The 2,352-nt window shown below is 50.4% G+C and carries 4 protein-coding genes; all 4 read right to left on the reverse strand.

Annotation, left to right across the window (positions count from 1 at the left end):
* On the reverse strand, nt 1-890 hold an 890-nt coding region (locus Q7V48_02125; GenBank protein ID MDO9209535.1), incomplete at its 3' end, for a tetratricopeptide repeat protein.
* Nucleotides 887-1,165 (reverse strand): SAM-dependent chlorinase/fluorinase, encoded by a 279-nt coding sequence (locus tag Q7V48_02130; protein ID MDO9209536.1) that lies wholly within the window; start codon nt 1,163-1,165, stop codon nt 887-889. The genes Q7V48_02125 and Q7V48_02130, both read right to left, overlap by 4 nt.
* Nucleotides 1,140-1,445 (reverse strand): SAM-dependent chlorinase/fluorinase, encoded by a 306-nt coding sequence (locus tag Q7V48_02135; GenBank protein MDO9209537.1) that lies wholly within the window; start codon nt 1,443-1,445, stop codon nt 1,140-1,142. The genes Q7V48_02130 and Q7V48_02135 overlap by 26 nt, the downstream gene beginning before the upstream one ends.
* A gap of 26 nt (nt 1,446-1,471) precedes the next feature.
* Nucleotides 1,472-2,164, reverse strand: a complete 693-nt coding sequence (locus Q7V48_02140) for an MBL fold metallo-hydrolase (GenBank protein ID MDO9209538.1) — start codon at nt 2,162-2,164, stop codon at nt 1,472-1,474.
* Nucleotides 2,165-2,352 lie beyond the last annotated feature (188 nt).

Here is a 2,352-nt window from a genome sequence, read left to right on the forward strand (position 1 = left end):
AAAAGGCACATCCCCCGGTGAAAGTAGAGTTCATCGATCCAGAATTCACCGGCGTAGCTTGGCGGATAGTCCTCAAGAGGAAAGCCTCCAATCTTTTTCATCTCACTCAATGCCGGTTCATAGAGGCGGGCCTGGTAGAAATATAAGGCTCGGCGCCAGAGCGCTGGGGAAGGAATTTTTTTTACGAGGAGGTTTTTCCTTTTGGCTAAAGACTCCCATTTGCTCTTGGCATTTTTGGCTAAAGGGAGAAGAGGATATTGCAACCAAACCTCTTGATAGGTTTCGATGGCGCGGGCCCATTGCCGGAGGCCTTCCTGCGCTTGTCCCAAAAAAACCAACGCCTGGGCGGAAACCTCTTTACGCGATTTCTTTTTCAAGACCTGCTCGCAAATTTCCGCACACCGGGGATACTCAGCAAGCTGCAGATAAACTTCCGCCATCTTCAGTTGGGCGGGCGGAACCGTGAGACTATCCGGGTATTGGTTGATGAGGCGTTGAAAAACTTCTAAACTCTTCTTGCCTTCCTTGGCCATTTGCCAAGCCTCTCCCTGGTAATAGAGAGCATAATCCGCAAGTTTGGCATGGACCTCCCTCGCCCGGGCAAAAACTTGTGCGGCTTCCGGCCAGCGATGCAGAGCCCGTAGTACCTGGGCCTGCATAAAAATCGCATCCGCCTGGAAAGAATGGTGGGGATAATTTTCTTCCAGTCTTTGGAGGATGGGTAAGGCTTGAAGGTATTCTTTTTTCTTATAGAGAGCGAGAGCATTTCCCCATTCTTGGTCAGGGGTCCCGCTGGTCGCAACGGGGGGGAAGGCGTTCCATGGGAGTAAAAAGCCAAGGATCAATAAAAGGATAATGGAAGCAAAAGATAGTTGTTTTGGGTTTTTCACAATCGGTTTATGGAGATCAAGTCTCCTGGTTTTAGGCCCAGAGTCAATTGGGCGTTGCCGCGATTGACGGCGATCTCCAGCAACCCCGCGCTCCCGAAGAGAGCCAGGGGCTGACCGGGATGAACATCAGGGTAAGTTTCCTGGAGCCGATCGATGCGCCAGCTTTTTCCTTTGATTTGCCAAGGCCGATCTCCGATCTGGGGTCCGTATTCTCCACGGGATATATTCGTAATCAAATTACCGAAGGCATCAGCGAAGAGAATCCGGCCCAACAAAAAAATGTCCTTCTTTTTTTAAAACAACTGGCTTGCGCTGAGTGCCGACTCCGGGGTCAACAATCACGATATGGACCGTTCCAACCGGATAATAGGGATACGTATTTTTAAGGATGAAAGAGGCCTGGAGCACATCCTGCGCCGCGACTTGATGGGTAATGTCCACCACTTGACAGCGGGGATTGACATTCAAGATAGCCCCCTTCATCGCTCCGGCGTACTCACCCATCAGGCCGAAGTCGGTAATCAGGGTAACAATCCCAGATGGTTTTTTTCTCAATTTCTGCTTCTTAGGACGATTTATTTTTATTTTTTATCCTTCCCATACATATTCAGATAATTACGAATATACCGCTCCACTTCCTCTTCCGGCCGATAGACTCCGAAATGACCTTCACAGAGGATGTCCGCTTTCAATCCCAAAAGAACTTCCATTGACTTCCTCCAAGCTGCCAGGTCAGACCCGAAAGCATCCGCAAAAGGTCCATGAATATCCTGTCCAAAAAGTACCCTCTTGCCATTATGATCCAGGATGATCGAAATCGATCCGGGAGTATGGCCGGGGGTATGCAGGCACAAAATTTCCCCTTTCTCGAATTTTAACACCTCCCGCACTTCGCTCAATTTATAATCCACAGGTGTGGGCGGGTAGATGACATTATACCATGCTGCTGCCGTCTTTAGGGAATCTCCGATTTCCATGGCCATCGCATCTCGCTCATGGGCGATAACCTGACATCCGGTGCGCTCCCGCAATAGCGGGATCCCCCCGACATGATCAACATGGCAGTGCGTGGCCACGATTGCCGCAATGGGCCGGTGGCCCAAACCGAGGGACTCGATATTCTCCAACAGAGCGGTTACACTTTTCCCAGCGCCGGCGTCAATCATTACCAAGTCGCCTAAATCAAGAAGGTAAACACAACAATCCTCGGGAGCGGTAAGATTTGGGGACCCCACCAAATAAACCCCCTCATGCACTTCCTGAAGGTGGTTCATAAAAAATTTTCCTCAAACTACGATTTTTTCTCCATTCACCCTGCCAGAATCCTCTCGGCTTTCCCATATTCCCGCGCTGCTTGGATGAAGAACTGGACCTTTTCCCGCGTGGCATTGTAAGGAAGCTCGCAACCGGAGGAAACGATGTAGGCCCCTCCTGCAGCGGCTACGCGGATGCATTCTTGCAC

This window comes from Deltaproteobacteria bacterium (genome assembly GCA_030654105.1).
Classification (GTDB): Bacteria; Desulfobacterota; SM23-61; order SM23-61; family SM23-61; genus JAHJQK01.